Source organism: Chroococcidiopsis cubana SAG 39.79, from assembly GCF_003991895.1.
In the GTDB taxonomy this organism is placed as follows: domain Bacteria; phylum Cyanobacteriota; class Cyanobacteriia; order Cyanobacteriales; family Chroococcidiopsidaceae; genus Chroococcidiopsis; species Chroococcidiopsis thermalis.
The window spans coordinates 41701-62228 of the sequence record NZ_RSCK01000035.1; the positions used below are offsets into that span (position 1 = coordinate 41701).

19 protein-coding genes are annotated in these 20528 nt (G+C 44.9%); 11 read left to right on the forward strand and 8 right to left on the reverse strand.

Annotated features, from left to right (window positions below; genetic code table 11):
* Positions 1–8: 8 nt before the first annotated feature.
* The 4 genes from DSM107010_RS19845 to DSM107010_RS19860 all read left to right on the forward strand — a co-directional run bounded on the left by DSM107010_RS19845 (position 9) and on the right by DSM107010_RS19860 (position 3564).
* On the forward strand, positions 9–983 hold the full coding sequence (locus DSM107010_RS19845; RefSeq protein ID WP_127023712.1) for a heme o synthase: 975 nt from the start codon (positions 9–11) through the stop codon (positions 981–983).
* A 125-nt stretch (positions 984–1108) separates the two neighbouring features.
* Positions 1109–2128 (forward strand): ABC transporter ATP-binding protein, encoded by a 1020-nt coding sequence (locus DSM107010_RS19850; RefSeq protein WP_106168044.1) that lies wholly within the window; start codon positions 1109–1111, stop codon positions 2126–2128.
* Between the two features lie 118 nt (positions 2129–2246).
* On the forward strand, positions 2247–3143 hold the full coding sequence (locus DSM107010_RS19855) for an ABC transporter permease (protein ID WP_106168043.1): 897 nt from the start codon (positions 2247–2249) through the stop codon (positions 3141–3143).
* 46 nt (positions 3144–3189) lie between these two features.
* Entirely contained in the window at positions 3190–3564 is a 375-nt protein-coding gene (locus DSM107010_RS19860) for a hypothetical protein (RefSeq protein WP_015155990.1), read from the forward strand.
* Positions 3565–3600: 36 nt separating this feature from the next.
* Here DSM107010_RS19860 and DSM107010_RS19865 read toward each other — a convergent pair whose 3' ends face one another.
* Positions 3601–4038 carry a peroxiredoxin gene (locus tag DSM107010_RS19865; protein WP_015155989.1) on the reverse strand — a complete coding sequence of 146 codons (438 nt, stop codon included), beginning with the start codon at positions 4036–4038 and terminating at the stop codon, positions 3601–3603.
* A gap of 664 nt (positions 4039–4702) precedes the next feature.
* On the opposite strand from DSM107010_RS19865, the gene DSM107010_RS19870 reads away from it, so the two are divergent.
* Both DSM107010_RS19870 and DSM107010_RS19875 read left to right on the forward strand, forming a co-directional pair.
* Entirely contained in the window at positions 4703–5941 is a 1239-nt protein-coding gene (locus tag DSM107010_RS19870; RefSeq protein WP_106168042.1) for a glycosyltransferase, read from the forward strand.
* Positions 5942–5976: 35 nt separating this feature from the next.
* Positions 5977–7050: a glycosyltransferase family 2 protein gene (locus tag DSM107010_RS19875; RefSeq protein WP_199755639.1), complete on the forward strand. Its 1074-nt coding sequence runs from the start codon at positions 5977–5979 to the stop codon at positions 7048–7050.
* A gap of 21 nt (positions 7051–7071) precedes the next feature.
* On the opposite strand, the gene DSM107010_RS19880 is transcribed toward DSM107010_RS19875, so the two are convergent.
* Positions 7072–8637, reverse strand: a complete 1566-nt coding sequence (locus DSM107010_RS19880) for a TM0106 family RecB-like putative nuclease (protein WP_409197279.1) — start codon at positions 8635–8637, stop codon at positions 7072–7074.
* A 313-nt stretch (positions 8638–8950) separates the two neighbouring features.
* Between DSM107010_RS19880 and DSM107010_RS19885 the strand changes: the two genes are divergently transcribed.
* Entirely contained in the window at positions 8951–10018 is a 1068-nt protein-coding gene (locus DSM107010_RS19885; protein ID WP_127023697.1) for a SpoIID/LytB domain-containing protein, read from the forward strand.
* 99 nt (positions 10019–10117) lie between these two features.
* On the opposite strand, the gene DSM107010_RS19890 is transcribed toward DSM107010_RS19885, so the two are convergent.
* From DSM107010_RS19890 to DSM107010_RS19905, 4 genes are all read right to left on the reverse strand, one after another.
* Positions 10118–10420: a DUF1816 domain-containing protein gene (locus tag DSM107010_RS19890; protein WP_015155984.1), complete on the reverse strand. Its 303-nt coding sequence runs from the start codon at positions 10418–10420 to the stop codon at positions 10118–10120.
* Positions 10421–10511: 91 nt separating this feature from the next.
* On the reverse strand, positions 10512–11546 hold the full coding sequence (rlmB, locus tag DSM107010_RS19895; RefSeq protein WP_127023700.1) for a 23S rRNA (guanosine(2251)-2'-O)-methyltransferase RlmB: 1035 nt from the start codon (positions 11544–11546) through the stop codon (positions 10512–10514).
* Between the two features lie 24 nt (positions 11547–11570).
* Positions 11571–12080, reverse strand: a complete 510-nt coding sequence (locus tag DSM107010_RS19900) for a Mini-ribonuclease 3 (protein ID WP_015155982.1) — start codon at positions 12078–12080, stop codon at positions 11571–11573.
* Positions 12081–12359: 279 nt separating this feature from the next.
* Positions 12360–12728, reverse strand: a complete 369-nt coding sequence (locus tag DSM107010_RS19905; protein WP_041462552.1) for an STAS domain-containing protein — start codon at positions 12726–12728, stop codon at positions 12360–12362.
* Between the two features lie 416 nt (positions 12729–13144).
* On the opposite strand from DSM107010_RS19905, the gene DSM107010_RS19910 reads away from it, so the two are divergent.
* The 3 genes from DSM107010_RS19910 to DSM107010_RS19920 all read left to right on the forward strand — a co-directional run bounded on the left by DSM107010_RS19910 (position 13145) and on the right by DSM107010_RS19920 (position 16064).
* Positions 13145–15049 carry a GTPase family protein gene (locus tag DSM107010_RS19910; protein ID WP_127023703.1) on the forward strand — a complete coding sequence of 635 codons (1905 nt, stop codon included), beginning with the start codon at positions 13145–13147 and terminating at the stop codon, positions 15047–15049.
* 141 nt (positions 15050–15190) lie between these two features.
* Positions 15191–15460 (forward strand): YciI family protein, encoded by a 270-nt coding sequence (locus tag DSM107010_RS19915; protein WP_015155978.1) that lies wholly within the window; start codon positions 15191–15193, stop codon positions 15458–15460.
* A gap of 70 nt (positions 15461–15530) precedes the next feature.
* Positions 15531–16064, forward strand: a complete 534-nt coding sequence (locus DSM107010_RS19920; protein ID WP_181245482.1) for a DUF1499 domain-containing protein — start codon at positions 15531–15533, stop codon at positions 16062–16064.
* 4 nt (positions 16065–16068) lie between these two features.
* Here the strand turns inward: DSM107010_RS19920 and recJ are convergent, their stop codons facing one another.
* A complete protein-coding gene (recJ, locus tag DSM107010_RS19925) occupies positions 16069–18132 on the reverse strand; it encodes a single-stranded-DNA-specific exonuclease RecJ (RefSeq protein ID WP_127023706.1) in 2064 nt (687 codons plus the stop codon).
* Between the two features lie 60 nt (positions 18133–18192).
* Positions 18193–19722, reverse strand: a complete 1530-nt coding sequence (locus DSM107010_RS19930; protein WP_106170857.1) for a YifB family Mg chelatase-like AAA ATPase — start codon at positions 19720–19722, stop codon at positions 18193–18195.
* A 62-nt stretch (positions 19723–19784) separates the two neighbouring features.
* On the opposite strand from DSM107010_RS19930, the gene DSM107010_RS19935 reads away from it, so the two are divergent.
* The gene (locus DSM107010_RS19935) at positions 19785–20135 is read left to right on the forward strand and encodes a histidine triad nucleotide-binding protein (protein WP_106170859.1); all 351 of its coding nucleotides are present in this window, start codon (positions 19785–19787) and stop codon (positions 20133–20135) included.
* Positions 20136–20528 lie beyond the last annotated feature (393 nt).

Genomic DNA, 20528 nt, shown 5'->3' on the forward strand with positions numbered 1-20528 from the left:
TGAATTTTATGATCGGGGCAGATGTCTCTAGACACCATCAAAACTTTCTTCAAGTCGTTCATAGCTACTATCAGCTAACTAAACCGAGGATTATACCTCTACTTCTGATTACAACTGCTGGCAGTATGTGGATTGCAGCCGAAGGACGAGTCGATCCAAAATTGCTCGTTGTCACCCTAGTTGGGGGAACTTTTGCTGCTGCTGCTGCCCAAACCGTCAACTGTATTTACGATCGCGATATCGATTATGCGATGGAACGAACCCGCCACCGTCCAATTCCTTCAGGACGAGTACAGTCGCACCACGCCCTAATTTTTGCGATCGCCCTAGCAGCAATTTCTTTCTCTCTCTTAGCAGTCTTTGCCAACTTGCTAGCTGCTCTGTTAGCAATGTCTGGCATTGTCTTCTACGTTGCCATATATACCCATTTTCTCAAACGTCATACCCCTCAAAATATCGTCATTGGTGGTGCAGCAGGGGCAATTCCCGCTTTAGTTGGTTGGGCAGCGGTGACGGGAAGTTTAAGCTGGACGGCTTGGACGATCTTCGCCATTGTCTTTCTGTGGACACCACCTCATTTCTGGGCGCTAGCATTGATGATCCGCGAAGACTACGCCAAAGTAGGCGTACCGATGTTACCTGTCGTAGCGGGCGACGAGACTACGGCGCAGCAGATTTGGTTCTACACCCTAATTCTGATCCCCGCCACGTTTTTACTGATTTATCCCCTACAATCGTGCGGTCTTCTCTACGGCGCGATCGCCTTGATTCTTGGTAGCATCTTCGTGCGTAAAGCTTGGCTGTTATGGCAAAATCCCACCTGTAAAATCCAAGCGCGATCGCTATTCCTCTACTCCATCCTTTACATGATGCTATTGTGTGCGGGCATGGTGGTCGATAGCCTACCCTTCACCCACCAGGTTGCAAACGCTTTAGCTTCCAGCTTAAACACCATCATCAGCACGATTCTCATTTTTAGATAGTGGTGCTTTGACTAGTGGCTAGTCAATCTATTTTCTTGCCACTAGTCACTACTCACTACTCACTCTTCTATGATGAAGACAGGAAGTATTTAGATTTGTATCGCTGCTAGCGAGAAAAAGCTCCTATGGCTCCTGCTGTTTTCATCCAAAATTTGCAAAAGCGCTATGGCAGTGTTGAGGCTGTCAAAGATATCTCCTTTGCGATCGAAGCTGGGGAGATTTTTGGTCTACTCGGTCCCAACGGTGCGGGTAAAACTACAACCTTGCGCATCTTGTGTACCCTTTCTACACCAGATGCAGGAGTAGTAGAAGTTTCTGGAATTTCGGTATTAGATAACCCTAGAGCCGCTAGACGGAGATTGGGATATGTCGCGCAGGAAGTCGCTCCCGATAAAGTGCTGACGGGACGAGAGTTGTTGCAACTACAAGCAGCTCTCTATCACTTACCCAATGCCGTAGTCAAACAGCGGATCGATACGGTATTAAATTTACTGGGCTTGCAGGAGTATGCAGACAAAAAGACAGGTACGTACTCCGGCGGTTTACGCAAGCGTCTAGACTTGGCAGCAGGCTTGCTACACGCTCCCGATGTTTTGGTATTGGACGAACCCACCGTTGGACTCGACATCGAAAGCCGTTTTGTCGTGTGGGATTTTTTACGTCAATTGCGCGAATTGGGAACTACCGTCTTAATCACCAGCCACTACCTAGAAGAAATCGACGCATTGGCTGACAGGGTAGCAATTATCGATCGCGGTTTAGTTATTGCTTCCGGTACGCCTTCTCAATTAAAAGATAAAGTAGGCGGCGATCGCATTACCCTCCGCATCCGCGAGTTTTCACCCCCAGAAGAAGCAGAAAAAGCTAAACAAATGCTGACAGCGCTGCCCTTCGTCCAAGAAGCGATCGTCAATAGCGCTCAAGGTAACTCGCTCAATCTCGTTGTCACACCCCAAGCAGAAGCTTTAACTCAAATTGAGGCAACGATGAAATCTGCTGGTTTGCCCATTTTTGGCATTTCCCAATCTCGCCCTAGTTTAGACGACGTTTACCTCGCCGCCACAGGTCGCACTCTGATGGATGCCGAACTCGCCGCCGCCGGAAGCCGCGATCCCAAAGCAGAAAGAAAGCAAAATATGAGATAGGTAATGGGTAACGGGTAGTAATGGTTAATAGTTATTGGTCATTTGCAACTCATTATTAACACCTACCAATTACCAACTACCAATTACCAACTACCAACTACCAAAAACACAAAATAATATGAGCAGCACTTTTATACCTCCAAAATCTGATGCTAATTGGCAACAACTGGCATCGACGGCAGTTCAAAAAGAAGATACTTCTAACTGGCTAGGAGAACTCGTCCAAGAAACTTTGGCATTGACTCGCCGCCTTTTCATTCAGTTACAGCGCCGTCCTTCAACTTTAATTGCTGGAATTATTCAACCCGTCATGTGGTTGATTCTATTTGGTGCTTTGTTTCAAAATGCCCCCAAAGGAATGTTTGGCGATAGCACCAATTACGGTCAATTTTTAAGTGCTGGCGTGATCGTTTTTACTGCTTTTGGGGGGGCGCTAAATGCAGGATTACCAGTGATGTTCGATCGCGAATTCGGCTTTTTAAACCGCTTGTTAGTCGCTCCTCTGGCTTCGCGCTTCTCGATTGTTTTAGCTTCAACTATTTTTATTGTCAGTCAGAGTTTGTTGCAAGCAGCAGTTATTGTGGCGGCGGCTGCCTTTTTGGGGGCTGGTTTACCCAATCTAGCTGGTTTGGGGGCGATCGCTTTAATTATTTTACTGCTAGCTTTGGGCGTAACAGCTGTAAGTCTCGGTTTAGCCTTCGCTTTACCCGGACATATAGAACTGATTGCCGTCATTTTCGTGACTCAACTTCCCTTGCTATTTGCTAGCACGGCTCTCGCGCCTTTGTCTTTTATGCCTAAGTGGTTGCAAATTGTCGCAACAATTAACCCATTAAGCTATGCGATCGAACCGATCCGCTATCTCTATCTACACAATAGCTGGAACTTAGGTAATGTAGTCATGCAAGCGCCTTGGGGTGCAGTGACATTTGGCGGAGCTATACTGATGTTGGTCGGTTTTAGCTTCGTAGCTGTGCTGAGCATTCAACCCTTACTGCGGCGGACTCTAGCATAAGTACAAAGCCTATCTTCCTATTTTTATTTATGCGAGCTATCACTCCATGAAAATCTCAGCTTCATCTCTGACAAAAATCTTTTTCGGTGCAGTAGTAGGAATGAGCTTAGCTACCTTATTACTACCACAACCCACTTGGGCGCAAGCAACCTCAGATGCCGAACCTCTGCGGGATCTGAATCAGGAACAAAATCGCGATCCCTTTTCCCGTGGTGATACTGGCGACGCTATGAGCGGTTTAATGGATATTATGCACCGCGCTCAAATGGGTAATATTCGCTCCGCGGGAGATTTTGCAACCGAGCAAAATCAATCTTTGGACGATGCCGCTGCTAAGTTTCGCCAGCAGCAGCTACAAAGGATGCAACAAAATCCATCGCAACCTAATAACAATCCTGCTAATCCACCTCAACCAAAATAAGTAAGTAAAGGGATGGCAATGCCATCCTTTTACTTTTTATAATCCTAATGCTGCTAGCACGTCACTAGCATGGGTTGTGGTATTAACGCTGCTATCGACGTGGACGATTTTACCGCTCCCATCAATTACGTAAGTTACGCGCTTAGCATAGCCGCCACCGTCAACGTCATAGGCTTTAACTAGAGTCTGCTGAGTGTCAGCTAAAAGTGGAAAATTCAGCCCGTATTTCTCAGTGAATTGTTGATGAGACTGCTCGTCATCAACGCTTACACCTAAGATTACAACGTCTTTGTCATTGTAAGTTTGCTTGGCATCTCGGAAACTACAAGCTTGTTTCGTACAGCCCGGTGTATCGTCTTTGGGATAGAAGTACAAAACTACAGTTTTACCAGCAAAATCAGATAAGGAGACTGTATTACCATTAGTATCTTTGACTGTAAATGTAGGTGCTTGCGTACCAACTGCTAAAGCCATAAGTTTCAGTATCTCCCTAAAATTTGATTGAATCTACTAACAGTAAACATATCTTATCTATCACTATTATTGTGGCGATCGAATAAGAGTTGACTGTATTTCCTGTCTCGATTATTTTATCAATAATTGTTATCTTTTTTAACTCTATTTTTAAACATAATTTCTTAACACTCAGCGATCGCGAGAGATCCGTTCAGTGGCAGCTAGCTCCAAGGGAGGCTTTGTCAAGCATCCTAGTATACATAATTATGAATTTTTAACTATAACTTTTTACGTCTAAATTATCTAAGAGTTTTCTCACATTAATTTCATAGAAAACTCATTAACATCTTATTCAATATCTTATTTAAAACTATCAACTTGCTTTACTTTGTCTTTAAAACAGAAAAAAAGATAAAATTTGTAGCAAGCCTTACCGATTCTCAAGGGTAGAAATAAACCGATCGAGGTTTGCCAAATTCAACTAGCATTGAACTCGGTTTGATTTTTTCCTCTAGGAATTTTAGGTAACTTGTGAGATTATACAATTGCTCCTGCAATTTGGTAAAAAATATAAGAAATCCGTTTATTCTCCCCCTAACTCGTAGTTCCCGATTGCTTCATTAGCATCAGTCTTCTATAGACAGAACCAAAAATTTTATCTTAAAATACCCGCTCGACCTCTATGCTAAAAGTAGCATTTATTGTCAATCACTTTCCGTTACTTTCAGAAACCTTTATTCTTAACCAAATTACCGGACTCCTAGAACGCGGACATCAAGTAGACATATATACTTGCACTCCAGGTGATTTGAATAAAGTACATCCCGATGTCGAAAAATATTGTTTATTGGAACGCACTTATTATCTACCAGAGATTCCCCAAAACTTTCTGAAGCGATCGCTCAAAGCAATTGGTTTACTGAGTATAAATTTTACGAAAGCACCTAGAAAATTACTGCGATCGCTTAATGGTTTCAAGTATGGCAAATCGGCAACTTCTTTACGATTATTTTATGCCGCGATCGCTGGTGCAGATAAAGGAGCATATGATATCGTTCACTGTCAGTTTGGAACTTTAAGTTTTTGGGGTATGCTATTTCGGACAATTAATGCTCCTCAAGCCAAATTAGTCGTATCGTTTCGCGGTTACGATATCAGCCAATTCATTCAAGAACATGGCGATCGCATTTACGATCGTACCTTTGTAGAAGCCGATCTCTTTCTGCCAAATTGCGACTTTTTTAAACGTCGTCTCCTCAAACTCGGTTGTAACGAAAAAAAAATCTGCGTTCACTACTCAGGAATTGATTGCGATCGTTTCCAATATACACCCCGCTATCGTCATTCTCATCAGAAAATATGTATTGCTACCATTGGGCGTTTAGTAGAAAAGAAAGGAATTGAATACAGCATTCGCGCAGTAGCGAAAATAGTAAAATCTTGTCCTAATCTAGAGTATAAAATCGTTGGTTGCGGTTCTTTACAAACAGAACTAGAACAACTAATCCAAGAACTAGAGTTAAATAATATCGTACATCTATTAGGTAAAAAAAATCGACAGGAAATTATTGAAGTTTTGCAAGCATCTCACATATTTATTGCTCCCAGTATTACAGCACGCGATGGCAATCAAGATGCCCCTGTTAATGTCTTAAAAGAAGCAATGGCGATCGGCTTACCGGTCATTAGCACCTATCACGGAGGAATTCCAGAGCTTGTAGAAGATTGTGTTTCTGGGTTTCTAGTTCCAGAAAGAGATGCAGAGGCGATCGCATCAAAGTTACAATATTTAATCGCACATCCAGAGATATGGAATATTATAGGTGCAGCTGGTCGCGAACGAGTAGAAAAATATTTTAATATGCAAAACCTTAACGACGAACTCGTCGATATTTATCAGAAAGTGAGTAGTGAAGAGTAACTAGTGACTAGTGGCTAGCGACTAGCTATTCACAAATGACAAACGACAAACAACAAATGGCAAATATGAATTTACTCAAAGTTACCATTGTAGTAACTCCTCGCGAACGTTTTAGTTATACTAAAGAGTCTTTAGAAAGTATCTACGAACATACGCAAATTCCTTTTAAATTAGTTTACATTGATGGCAACTCTCCTATAAAAGTACGTCAATATTTAGAGGAACAAGCGCGAGTTAGAAACTTTCAAATTATCAGAACAGATTACTATCTTTCTCCCAATCAAGCTAGAAATATAGGCTTGCGTCAAGTGGATACTCCATATGTTGTATTCGCTGACAATGATGTGGTTGTTTCCCCTGGTTGGCTAGAAAATTTAGTGCGGTGTGCTGAAGAAACACAAGCTACAGTCGTTGGACCATTGATGTGTCAGGATTTACCAATACATGAAATCGTCCACTTTGCAGGTGGCGAATCTCATATTTGGGTTGACAAAAATAAAGCAACTCCCAGACGCAGGTTGCGAGAAAAGATGTACAAGCAGGGAAAACGAGTCGTAGAAGTCCGCGATCGCCTACACCGTAACGAAACTGAATTAGCAGAATTTCACTGCGTTCTCGTGCGTACAGAGATCTTTTCCCGCATTGGTTTGTTAGATGAAGCCATGCTGAACACGAAAGAACATTTAGACTTTTGCATGAGTGTCAGGGAGGCGGGAGGTAAAGTCTATTTTGAACCCAGCAGCCTTGTCACTTACGTACCAGGACCACCCTTAGAATGGACGGACTTACACTTTTATATGCTGCGTTGGAGTGATGCATGGACATTAGCGAGTTTGCATCGCTTGCGTGACAAGTGGAATTTAGCTGAAGATGCTTACTTTCTCCAAAAATACAAACAATTAGGTTGGCGGCGGCGATGGACAATCGTTCATCCCCTCAGCCACCGCCTCACCTTTGGGATCAAAAGCCACTGGCTAGAAAAAATTCTCGTTCCTCTCGATCGCATCTTAAATCGTTACTTGACATCAAGCCACGCTCGACAACAGCAAAAATTTCAACTGCAACCGCAACAAACTAACGACGTACAGGACAATGGTTTTGCAGCTTGAAATCAGGAATAGAAACGCCAGCTAAGATACTAAAGAAACTCGATCTAAATCCGTTTCTAATTCCCGCTTGATGAAAGTTTCTAACCAATCTTTTACCAGACGAGTCGCGCGACAATCATCTTCGTTATAACGTTCAATTGCTTCGAGAAAAGAGCGATCGCCTGTTGCTAACCAGCGATCGTACCAATAAATACACTGCGAACCGTGCGCTTGAGGATCGCGCCATTCAAACCCAATCCAACGGGCGATCGCTTTAAGAGCATAACTTTCAATTGGTAGCACCACAGTTTGGGCGATCTGCTCGTAAATATCAACACAGCGATCGACGATCGATCTAACTTGTTCTGCTGGTGTCCGATAAAGTTGAGCCAAGCGTCTAATTGTCTCGACTTCATACGAGAAAAAATGAAAAATGGGCGCTTGTGGATAGCGCCCAACGATGTCTAAAAATTGTTGCCAAATCGTGCTTTCATCTGACTGTGTTTCTGCTAGTAAAGAATGAAAAGTTTCCGTTTGCTTCAGGCGATCGACCACCAACACTCCTAACATGTAATCAAGATTTAGATCTGGCTGTGCCTCAATATCAAAGTAGATTTCAATGGGATTTGGTAATGGGTAATTGGTAATGGGTAATTGGTATTTGACAGTTAACGATTGTTGATTGAAAACTGCTCCCTCAGCTCCCTCAGCTTCCTCAGCTCCCTCAGCTCTCTTCCTCCCCTGCTCCCTTAAAAGCGAAATCGGGCGATTTTCCAAGACTGACTGCGCCTGCAATACTAAATGATGAGCTATTTTTTTGTCAAAACCTCGTAAGCTTGCTAAGTCAGATGAGTTAGCCTTAGCTAAAGATTCTAGCGTGACAAGATCGATCGCCTGTAACTCTTTATAACGATTGGGTGTCACCCCAGGCAGTAAAGACAAATGTTGTTGAGATCTAGCAACGCCAGAGCAATAACTATACCAACGGCATAAGCTGCATCGCTGGCGAGAAATAAAGACTTCTGGTGCTTGAGGTGCTGCTAATGTTTGGACGCACTCGGCAAAAATCTGCTGCATCTGCGGCAGTACTCTGGCTAAACTTACCTCATACATCTCTTTCCGGCGCAAGAGCAACCAGGCTCGATCTGGTGTATTCTCCTGCACCATGCCCAACGCCTGTCCGTGAAAAGCAGCTACAACTTGGTATTCTAGTTTGGGGCGCTTACCTAATTCAATTTGGGCTGGAATATACATCCAATTTCCAAAAATCGATTGCCCTGGTTGTTTAATTAACAAATCGGGACGGCTGAGCAGCGTTACATCTTCTGAAGTGCGGGCGATTATCACTCCTCGATAAATCTGCTCTACACCTTGTTGCATTAACTGCCAAGTTGCTGTTGCTCCTGCTTGCCAATCCTCTTTAGAATACTGAGGTTGCTGATAAATCCGTTCTGCCATCATGCTTTGTCTATGCTCGAACTTGTCCTGTTGTAACTTCAGCAACAGTTCGCTAGGAGCATCTTTAAGTGCCAAATCTCCGTGGCGATCGAGAAATGGGCGACGATTACAACGTTGGTATTGTAGCAGCAGCTCAGCAGTCATTAGCATAGCTCTAGCGTAACAGGAAAACCATGAGTGATGTGTAGTGCGCTGAGGAATAGGGTGTGGGGGAGCCAGTGCGGTCTTGGGGGTGGCGCTATCGCGGACTTCGTCGCCCCCCATGAGCAACTGGCGTTGTGGGGTGTTGGTAGTTGGTAGTTGACGGTTGTTGCACCTAAAGCTCCCCTGCTCGATCGCTCCCTGAAAACTGGTCACCGATCGCTGATTCGGCTAAAATGACTTAGTTCTGCTGTGCTACCGTCAGATGGTTCGGCGGGTTGACAATCGCGACTGATGAACGTAAAGCTAAACGCAAAGCTATATGAGTAGATTCGACCGACAAAATAGAGGATTCAAAGTTATTGGAAATTTAGGGATGTTGCTGATCCCGATCGCGTCTGTACCTCTGCTTTTACCTTTATTCAGTCAATCTTTCTCTCCGACTTCTACTACGGCAACAGATCCATCTCCTGAGACTCCATCTGACAATAATGTTGCGAATAACGTTTCTAGTGTCGCTCAATGGGAGGCAGAAGCTAGGCGGGAGGAGCAAAGCAAGCTACCAAAAGCTCAGCCACCAACGCTCAATAAAACGAACAAACAGCAACCTCAAAAAATTAAACGAAAACGGCAGCCTGTAGCCAAAAAAACACAATATGCTGCGCCAAGCTTAGAAATTCGCGTGGCGATCGCTCAAGATGCAGATTCTCTAATTGTTGGCTCCTCAACTCCCGCCCAAGTTGTAGAAACAAACGGCAAAGTCTTACGGCAACTGCCCAACGGACAGGCTTTTACAGTACAGCCTAGCGACTCAGATCGGATTACAATTGGCAATGCCCAATTACCCAATGCGGTCTGGATTTACCCCCAAAAAGGAGGTGTGGTATACGTAGGCGATCGCTGGTATAGAGGCAAACTCCTGCTCGTTGCTCGACAACAGAAGCTACTCGCGGTTAACTATGTCGATTTAGAGCATTATCTTGCCAGCGTTGTCGGTAGCGAAATGCACGCTTCCGCCCCTACTGAAGCTCTTAAAGCTCAAGCCGTCGCCGCTCGCTCCTATGCTTTGGTTCACATGGTACGTCCGGCAAATTCCTGGTTTAATCTCGGGAATACCCAGCGCTGGCAAGTTTACAAAGGGATGAACAGCGAGTACAACACTACACAAAAAGCTGTCAAAGATACTGCTGGGCAGATTATTAGCTATCAAGGCGGCGTAGTCGAATCGCTTTACGCTGCGACAGATGAGATCGTTCAAAAAGCTCATGGTGGCAAAGGTATGAGCCAAACAGGAGCCTATCGACTGGCAGCACAAGGCTACAACTACCTGCAAATTCTGGCGCACTATTACCCCAAAACCGCCACAGCAAGGCTGGAAATCAAGCCTTGAAGCAGGAGAGGAGCAGAGGAGCAGGGGAGACTAAACAACTCCTGATTCCTGACTTTTGACTTTTGCCTTTTGAATTTTACCTTTTGCCTTTTCTCAGAATTACACTTGACTGCTGAGAATTGGCTTGATTTGCGGTTCCGATCTTTCTCCTATATCATCGGCGATCGTTAACCGAGAGGGTTTACAGCGTTTGATCTCGACTGCAATCCCTTGCGCTCCTTCATGCTCCAAATCCTCTATGTAACCACGCTGGGCAGCTGCCGCTTCTTTGGCGCTGAGAAAAGGACCGAAGTAGTAAGTACAACGGGGGTTTTGGGTATCAATTTCTACCCACCATGCCCAACCGAAGTTATGGAAGAAGCTAATCAGATTTTCTTTAGTGTGATTCCAAATTGGGTTCATGTCTTTTTTTTCTATCAGCTTGTGGTAAAGGATTCGGGCTAACAAAACAAATCGTAAACTATTGTCACATTTCGTAAAAAAGATTTCATCGCTAGTTTTCTAATTTATCTTTTTTTGTACCCATGTTGACATAATTTACATTTTGCCAGCGTTGGCGAAAAATTTCGTAAAGTGCCATACCAGTTGCGACAGAAGCGTTCAAACTCGGTGTATTGCCTGACAAGGGAATCGATACCAACAGATCGCAGCAGCGCTGAGCGCTCAAACTCAATCCTTCCCCTTCCGAGCCAACTACTAGCACAATAGGACCACTAAATTTAACTGTCTGTATCGATTGTTCCGCTTCTAATGCCGTACCGTAAACCCAGAAACCAGCTGCTTTTAATTCTTCTAAAGCGCGGCTAAAGTTAATGACTCTGGCGACAGAGAATGTTTCTAAAGCACCCGCTGCGACTTTCATCACCGTAGACGTGATCCCAGCAGCTCTGCGTTGAGGGATGACTAAGCCTTGCGCTCCGATTGCCTCAGCGGTACGGATAATTGCTCCTAAGTTGTGAGGATCGGTAATACCATCGGCAGCAACAATTACGGGTTGCTGAGAAGTCGATTTCGCTTTGTCAATTAGCCCTCCTAATTCCAAATAATCGTAGGGAGCTACTTGAGCGGCGATCCCTTGATGATTGGCGTGATGGGTAATTTGGTCTAGGCGTTTGGGTTCAACCTCATCAATGACCGTACCATTCTCCTTTGCCTGTTGGAGCAGAGAATGAAAGCGATGATCGTAACGCAGACGAGCAGTAACCCAAAGCCGATTGAGCTGTCGTTGGGTTTCCAAAGCTGTCAGCACGGGATGGCGACCGTAAATCAGATCGCTCTCTTCTTCTGATGTGGAAGCTGGAATTTGGGACGAGAAACGATCTGTCTTGTCGCGTTCTGTATTGTAGGTAGGACTAGCTAAGACTGGTCGAGAGAAATCTTTCTTTCCTGCCACATGACGTTTTTCCCCATCTTGTTTAGTGGCATTATGTTTGAGATCGGCACGCTTGCCTGTATAACGCTCTGGTTTGCCACGTTGCGGTTTTCCAGAAGGGTTAGATTTGGCTTTTAATTTGGGTGGTTCTGCCATAAATTTTTCTTATTGTTAATAGCCTTAGTATTCATTTTTATTTACACTAGGGGAGTTTAATGTTTCTGTAGGAGCTAATGGTAGCTGCTCCAAGAGTTGATACAAGCGCTGGCGATCGCTTAAATAAAGATAGCCTACGAGAGCTTCTAAACTCGTTGCTTGTTGATAAACTTCTGGTGCGGCGCGACGCGGTCGTCCTACAGTAGCATTGCGTCCCCGACGCACGATTTCTAATTCAGCTTGATTGAGATATGGAGTGAGATATCGTAAGTGCGAAGCCTGTGCCTCGGCTCTAACCTGAGCAACGACAAGGTTGTGGTAAGCCTGCGATCGCTTGTGGGGTAGTAAAAAGTGGCTCCTCACATACAGCTCGTAAACCGCATCGCCCAAATATGCTAAAGCCATAGGTGAGAGTTGTTGTAGCTGCCCAGGAGCGATCGCCAACCAACTGGGTAGCAACTCCAACTGAGTGACTACATCTGTCTGAGCTTCCCGAGCTGAGCCGTCGAATAAATTGTCCTCCTTCGGTTCCACTCCGTTTGGATTCTCCCCTCAACAGTCAGTTATCAGTTGTCAGTTATCAGTGACCGGTGGCTGGTAGCTAGACCGAAACAAGAATCTACTCAATACACAAGCTACTCTCCAACTACCAACTACCAATTACCAATTTCAGCCATCAGCGATCGGTGACTACATTATTATGATCGATCCCCAATTTCAGGGGGTTGAACCTATGATAAGTTTTTTATATCAAAAAATTAAGCTATCCAGATTGCAAAACCGGATAGCTAAAGTTAGAGTGCCTGCGATCGCTCAAGATGCTTGAATATTTTCTAAAGCTGCTTCAACAGTCGGTCGTAAACCTAAATATTGCTCTAGGTTAACTGTCTTGACTGTTTGAGTTACGCGGGCATTGGTGACAATTTGTGAAGTCCCACCGTTAGTTTCAGTCTGCTTCTTCAAATGCACCAAAGCGCCAATTCCAGAACTATCGACAAAATCAATTTGGGACAAATCCAATATGATGTGCTTTGGTCCCTCTTCAACATACTTGCCGAGTACCTTGCGAAAGGTTGGTTCTGAAAAGGCATCAAGCAAACCCGTCAACCGGAATAACTGATAATTACTCCGAACCTCACGAGTTCCTCTCAGGCTAACAGTTAGATTTAGTGTCTCAGCGATAGTTCCCTCCTCGCCACTTCTTGTTTCAAATCGAGGCTAAAGTATAAATGCTTGGTTGAGATGTTGTCTACACTCACGTGGTAGAAGTTAGAAGCTTGAGGCTAAGAGCTTGGTAGTAAAAAGAACATTGTCTATTTCTGTTTGCTTCAGATCTTGCCTTTGCACTCCTAGTTTTTAAATTTTAACTCCTCATGTCTCTGTGGGTATAAAATACTATGAATTTATTGCAGGTAATGGGTAATGGGTAATGGGTGGTTGCTGGTTGTTGCACCTGAAGCCCACCTGCACACAAAGCTCACCTGCTCCCCTGCTTCCTTGTCCCCCTTGTCCCCTTGTCCTCCTTGTCCTCCTTGTCCCCCTTGTCTCCTAAACTAAAACGATAGACTTTGTACAGAAGTTTCATCTAGGCAGGGGCAATGGTGCGATTAAAGCTGTGGCAGTGGATTGTCTTAGCAACTCCGATCGCGTCTATCGTTGGTTTCTTCCTGGTAGCAGCAGGTTTGCAGATCCATGAATGGCGCATCAATTGGATCTGGGGTGTGTTTATTCTAATATTTGTCGGCTGGCGGTGGTTGCTAGTCCGGTGGACACGTCCTGTTGTCGTGGAGATGGAGGCTGTAGCCGCAGAAGTTAGCAAAGAAATAGAATCGTTTTCCGCTGATGCACCACTCTCAACGCCAGACAGCAGCAAGAAAGCAGAAGCCACGCTACAAGAAATTCTCGTTGTAGCACAAAGCGATCGCCCTTTGTGGGAGGACTGGCAAACTTTTTGGCAGCGCTGTCAAGATTTAGTTGTCGCGATCGCCCAGATTTATCACCCAGAAGTCAAGTATCCGCTTTTAAATATCTATATTCCCCAAGCTTACGGACTGATCCGAGGGACGGTAGACGATTTAGATCGGTGGATGCAAAAATTATCGCCTGCTTTGAATCAAGTTACTGTCGGGCAAGCATATGAGGCATATGAAGTTTACCGCAAGCTAGAGCCATCGGCGCGCAAATTCTGGCGGGCATGGAACTTAGCACAGTGGCTTTTGAACCCAGCCGCCGCCGTAGCGAAAAAAGCTAGCCAGCGTTACACAAACCAGGCAGATCGACAACTTTTGGTCAATTTGAGTCAATTGTTACGGGAAGCAGCGTTAAGAAATCTGTGTCGGCAAGCGATCGCCCTCTACAGTGGCGATACCTTACCTGGTTTAGAATCATCCAAGACTCAAACTTTACCCCAGGCAAAGACTCAAACTCTGCGAGAAATTTTGTCGCAAGCCGAGCCTGTGGAAATTGTAGAGCAAAAACCTGTCAGCATTCTCTTAGTAGGACGCACTGGAGCCGGAAAAAGCAGCTTAATTAATACCTTGTTTAGGGCAGAACTCGCCGCCGTTGATGTTTTACCCAGCACCGATCGCTTGCAAAATTATCGCTGGCAAACTGATACGGGAGAAACTCTGACACTGTGGGATACGCCGGGATACGAACAGGTTAATCGCGCTGAATTACGAGAACAAGTTCTCGAATATGCCAGCAACTCAGATTTGTTGCTACTTGTCAATCCTGCCCTCGATCCAGCTTTACAAATGGATGTAGACTTTCTCAAAGATATTCAGGCAGAAGTAACGGACTTGCCCGTAATTACAGCTGTCACCCAAGTCGATCGGTTGCGTCCGATTCGCGAGTGGCAACCGTCTTATAATTGGGAACTGGGCGACCGCCCCAAAGAAATTTCCATCCGAGAGGCGATTCAGTATCGCGCCCAACTGCTAGCGAATTATTGCGATGTGGTGCTACCAATTGTTACGGCAGATCCGCAAGTCGGTCGAATTGCTTGGGGAATCGACGCGCTATCCTTAGCCTTAGTTCAGGCGATCGCCCCTGCCAAACAACTGCGGCTAGCACGCTTCATGCGCGATTTAGACACTCGTACCACCACCGCCGCCAAAATCATCGATCGCTACACCTTCCAAATGGCAACGACTCAAGGACTCACGGCTTTACTCAAAAGCCCTGTCCTCCAGTTTATTTCCACCTTCTCAACCGGATCGCCTACCTTAGCTAATCTCCTAGCAGCGCAGATTCCAGTGGAACAATTGCCTGTTGTCATTGGTAAATTACAAATGGCATACGAACTATTTTCACTGCTCAACCCAGATAAAAATCCGCATAACTTCGACTTACTCGCCCTGTGGTCGTTGTTATTGGAAAACTCAGCATCTCCAGAAAATAATGCTTGGGCATTCGGTCATGCTTTGGTAGAGTATTGGACGCAGAGTTTAACTGTCGAACAATTAAGACAGCGGTATGAAGGTTATCTCAAGCAAGTTTGAATTCATGACTGATGGCATGAAAATGGTAAATTTGAGTTTGGTTTAATTTTTTACCCTAAACTTTGAAATAGCCTATCTTGACAAAGAGAGTAAGAGAAATCACAATATCGAGCGACAAAAACGTAAAGAGCGAAAAAGATTATGCCTAAATATATCGTGTGGGGAAGTTACTGCGAGGACGTGTTGGAAAAGCGCGTACCTTATCGACAAGCACATTTAGATGGACTGGCAAAACAGAAAGAAGCTGGGGTTTTAATTACAATTGGTCCGACTAAAGATGTGACCAAAGTATTTGGGATTTATGAAGCAGAAGATGAGGCGACAGTACGGAATTTAATTGAGTCCGATCCGTATTGGGTTAATGGAATTTGGACGGAGTATGAAGTTAAAGAGTGGATACAGGCTTTTTGATTTTTAAGAATGTTACTTGAAAAGTATACCTTGGCGTTTATCCATGTAAAAACATTTTAGAGGTGAAACAATGTCAGCGATCGCCACTCAATCAAATTCAGTAATCAAGCGAGTACTTTTCACCTGCATATCTTTACTATTAGTTTTTGCTTGTTTACTAGGAACGAAAATATCTTTAACAGGAGAACCGCAGTTACTTGCTGGAACTCGCCCCGACAATTTAGGCGTTCGTGCGGGTGAACTTGCACCTTGTCCCAACACTCCTAATTGTGTTAGCAGTCAGAGTCAAGATCCCGCACATAAAATCGAGCCTTTTATTTATAATTCCTCTGCTCAAGCGGCTATGACTGACTTAAAAACTGTGCTTCAGTCATTTAGAAGAACAAAACCGATCGCTCAGTCAGAAAATTACCTCTATACGGAATTTACCATTCCTGTTGTTGGGTTTGTAGATGATGTAGAATTTTCTTTGGATGAGAACGCTAGAGTCATCCACGTGCGTTCGGCTTCTCGTATGGGTGAGTCAGATTTGGGTGTAAATCGCAGCAGAATAGAAACTTTGAGAGCAAAGTTTAACCAAATTAATCGCCCTGAATCTGTATAGAAAATTAAGTTTTAGCCATCTCCAAAGCTTGAATTGCAGCTTGAACAAGATTGTAATAATGGGGTTGAAAGAGATCGACTTGAGTAGCATCTTTACGGCTACTACCTAATAACCCCATCAGATTTCCTGCCTCAATTGCTAAAACTCGTCCTTCAGTGTTCTTAATCCTTAATTCTAATGAATTGTTTGTAGGGAAAACACCGCAAGTATAACGCCGCTGTTTGTATTCAAAGGGAATTGTAGTGGCAGTTCGTCTCAGGGGAAATAATATTTGCGGCTGATTAGGTAGGCGCACGCCGATTAATTCTAACTCAATATTAGTATTACCATTCCAAGTATTTTCTCGCAAACGATAGGCAATATCTATCCGTGGTGGTAAAGGGAAATATTCGCGCCAACGCCAGGCGATCGCTTTCATTTGTTGTAGGGGCGCACGGCTGTGCGCCCCTACAGATAAATCTTTTTCTTGAACTACAGTTAATTTAATATGACCCTTACCGATTATTTGCTGATCGATAACTTTGACATTCGCCGTCCAAAAGACAGGTTCAGGGTTTTCAATTCCACAAGGATGTAAAATATCTAACTGTTGATAAAGTTGTAAATTGAGCCGATCTAAATTGGCTTGCGTGTCAATTTGTAGCAGTGGCTTTAAGTGTTCCGGTTGCAAACAAGAGTTAGCAAATTGAATCAGACGCGATCGCAATGCTTCTAAGTTTTCGGCTGAAAGGGAAAAACCACCTGCTGCTTTATGTCCGCCAAACTTACCTAATAAATCTCGACAGAATTCTAAGGCATCAAAAACATTAAATTCAGGAATACTACGTGCTGAACCGCGAATGTGATGTTCGTCTTCATACGTGCCAATAAATACGGGTACGCCGTAGCGTTCTACCAGGCGAGAGGCGACGATCCCGATTACGCCGTGATGCCAATTTGGTTGAACGACAAGTAAGACGCGATCCTCTTGTAGAGACATGGCGTGCGATGATTCGACATAAGCGATCGCTTCCCGTTCGATTTCTTCGCAAAGTTGTTGGCGACGGGCGTTAATTTGTTCGCATTGCATTGCCCGTTCTAAGGCAATTCCGGCATCATCAGTTGTCAATAGATCGATAACAATTTGCGGATCGCCAATTCGCCCGATCGCATTAATACGGGGACCGAGGCGAAAACCGATATCATCTGGTTTGAGCGACTTATTTTTGTCGTTCACACCACTCACTTGAATCAAGGCTTGAATTCCAGCAATTTGAGACTGAGGCAGCAGTCGCAATCCGCGTTTCAGCCACCGACGATTGACACCGATTAAAGGTGCGAGATCGGCGATCGTTCCTAGTGTAAAGAGTTCCAATAAAGGCTTGACTAAACCCTTGAGTTGTCCTGTTTTCTGAGCCAGACAAATAGCTAGGACGTAAGCAACACCAACCCCAGCTAAACCCCAATAAGGTGAAGATTCGGGAATGAGTTTGGGATTGAGGATCGCGTTTGCTGGGGGTAAAGTGGGGGGAATGTCGTGATGGTCGGTGACGATGACATTTAAACCGAGTTCTCTTGCTCTGGCGATTGGTTCGATCGCGGCAATACCATTATCTACGGTTAAAATCAGCCGCACGCCTTCACTGTGGAATTCTTCGACAATCCGCTTGTTAATTCCATAGCCCTCCTGCATCCGGCTGGGAATGGCATAATCGACTTGCGCCCCCAACCAGCGCAGGCTGCGGAGTAGCAAGGCTGTACTCGTCATCCCATCAGCATCGTAGTCGCCGCAAATGGCAATTTTCTCTTGGGAAGCGATCGCTTGTTCTAATAAGTCTATGGCGATCGCTAGGTCGGAAAATGCCTCTAGGGGTGAGGGCAAATCTAAAGTTTCTGGATTGATAAATATTTCTGCCTGCGCTGGTGTCTCGATGCCGCGATTGACTAAAAGCTGGTTGACTATAGGTGAGAGCTGGTTTATTGTGGTCAACTGGCTGACCAACTCCGGTTGAGCTGGATGTATTTGCCAGCGCTGATTTGGCAAGCGACGCGGACGGCGAGGTAATCCTGATGGCGGTTGGGCTAACACGGGGACAGAAATAGAGGCTCAGCACTATATTGTATGAGGCTAATGGGTAATTTAGCGCGGTTACTGCATTCGATCTATAGTTCTATACTGAATTGCCTCGGCGACGTGATGGCTTTGCAAGTTTTTCTCTGCCCCTAAGTCGGCAATTGTCCGCGCCACTTTGAGAATGCGATCGCTGGCTCTAGCTGACAAGCCTAATTTCCGAATTGCTCCTTCTAATAAGCTTTTAGAAGTATCATCTAACTGACACCACTTCCGCAAATGGCGACTTTGCATTGCTGCGTTACAACTTACCGATAATTCTGACTCAAACCGATCGCGGGTGCGATCGCGCGCTGCTTGAACTCTTTGCCTAACGCTTTCCGAATCTTCCCCCGTAGGTTGCTGGGTAATTTCCTCTGGTTTCAGTCGATTCACCGCCACCTGCAAGTCAATTCGATCCATCAAGGGACCCGAAAGCTTTGCCCAGTATTGCTCTCTTTGCCTGGGGGAACAAGTACACGCTTGGATGGAATCGCCAAAATAACCGCAAGGACAAGGATTTGTACTCGCGACTAAAGTAAATTGGGCGGGAAACATCACCGATTGGCGAGTACGAGATACAGTGACGTGACCGTCTTCTAAAGGTTGGCGCAGAAATTCCAATACATCCCGCTTGAATTCCGTTAATTCATCTAAGAATAGAACTCCGTGGTGAGCTAAAGAAATTTCCCCAGGACGAGGAAAAGTCCCGCCACCAACTAAAGAAGGACCAGAGGCGGAATGGTGGGGACTACGAAAGGGACGTTCTGCAACTAGCGAACCTTTATTTTTTAACAACCCCGCTACGGAATGAATTTGGGTAACTTCCAACGCCTCATGAAAACTGAGTGGTGGCAAAATCGCCGGAAGACGACGAGCCAACATCGTTTTCCCGCTCCCAGGCGGACCCACAAAAATTAAGTTATGCCCCCCAGCTGCGGCAATTTCTAAGGCTCTACGAGCGTGAGCTTGTCCTTTGACATCTTTTAAATCTGCACCACAATGGACACTTCTGACGATCTCCCGCGTGCCTTCAAACTGCACGGGCTGAAACTTTTCTGGCTGATTGAGAAATGCTGCGACTTCCGATAAAGATTGAAAACCATAAACTGATATCCCTTGCACTAAAGCTGCTTCCTGGGCATTATCTGCGGGTACGACTAACCCAGTAATCCCCATTTTTTGCGCCGCCGCCGCCACGGGTAAGACACCAGCCACTGCCCGCAAGCCGCCATCCAAGGAGACTTCACCCAGAAATAAGAAATCCCCTAGCATTTGCGGGTTGACCTGCTCTGAAGCCGCCAAAATGCCCACGCTCATCGGTAAATCGAAGCTGGGTCCTTCTTTCCTAATATCTGCTGGCGCTAAGTTAATTACGATCCTTTTCAGCGGAAAAGCATACCCAGCGTTTTTGAGCGCTGCTTTCACCCGTTCTTTCGACTCCTGAACTGCCAGATCCGGTAATCCTACCACGACAATTCCCGGTAGCCCCGCCGAGACATCGATTTCGACTCCTACTTTGACGGCATCGATGCCGACAATTGATGCACTCCAAACCCGTGCCAGCATTTTATATTTCTTCCATGACAAGAACCCTTTAGAATCTCTAACAGAGTTCAAGGGCGATCGGCATGAGTGAAACTACAGATACTATTTTTGGCAAAATCATTCGTAAAGAAATTCCCGCCAATATCGTTTATGAAGACGAACTGGCGATCGCATTTAAAGATATTAATCCCCAAGCCCCCGTTCACATCCTCGTGATTCCCAAAAAACCTATAGCCAAGCTATCGGATGCCGAATCTCACGACCACGCCCTTATGGGTCATTTGTTACTAACTGTTAAGCGAGTTGCCCAGCAAGTAGGACTGAATAACGGCTATCGCGTCGTGATTAATACTGGTGCAGACGGCGGACAAACTGTGGATCACATGCACCTTCACATTCTTGGCGGGCGACAAATGAGTTGGCCTCCTGGTTGAGTTCCTCGTACTTTGTTAAAGAATATTCGTTTGGGTGAGCTGAGGGAGCTGAGGGAGCTGAGGAGGCTAAGGAAGAAAACTAATTCGTAATTCATTAATTCGCAATTCAGAATTAGCTACTTATGTAATACGGCTGAAAGCTTTGCTAGGAAAAAGTTTTCAGCTCTTTTATTTTTAGGCTGAGTTGTTAAATTATAAAACAAACTTATACCATTCATAATATAAGCTAATCTTCATAATCTTTACAAAACTCAATGAAGTTCCTTATAGTGTTAACAACAGGGAAAACAAACCCTGATTTGCATAACCAAACGCAATACATAGAACCATGACAACCACATTACAAAGACGCGAAAGCGCTTCCTTGTGGGAACAGTTTTGTAACTGGGTAGC